This window comes from Paenibacillus sp. GbtcB18 (assembly GCF_019091125.1).
In the GTDB taxonomy this organism is placed as follows: domain Bacteria; phylum Bacillota; class Bacilli; order Paenibacillales; family NBRC-103111; genus Paenibacillus_F; species Paenibacillus_F chitinolyticus.
Map to the genome: position 1 here is coordinate 1 of NZ_JAGXJX010000674.1, position 246 is coordinate 246.

Consider the following 246-nt stretch of genomic DNA (forward strand, 5'->3'; position numbering starts at 1 on the left):
GAGTGGAGGGAGGAGACGGAGGGACCAGGCCCCCTGAGCCCAGGGCAATACCACCCGTGCCGAATCCAGAAAATCCCGGGGTAAACGTGGGAAACCCGGATATCCCGCCGGCAGTGAAACCCACCATTTTGTTAGACGTGCCTCGCGAACGACCGCCATTATTTATTGGTGGTGATGGTCCTATCCACCCTCCAGTGCTTGAAACCCATCTTCCGCCGGAAGGATATGAGGTGACGATGGTAACGA

Annotated in this window: 1 protein-coding gene; it reads left to right on the forward strand. The window is 57.3% G+C overall.

Annotated elements, in window-relative coordinates; genetic code table 11:
* Window positions 1-56: 56 nt before the first annotated feature.
* Window positions 57-246: hypothetical protein (locus KVT34_RS30780; RefSeq protein ID WP_217563352.1), on the forward strand; the 190-nt coding region annotated here is incomplete at its 3' end.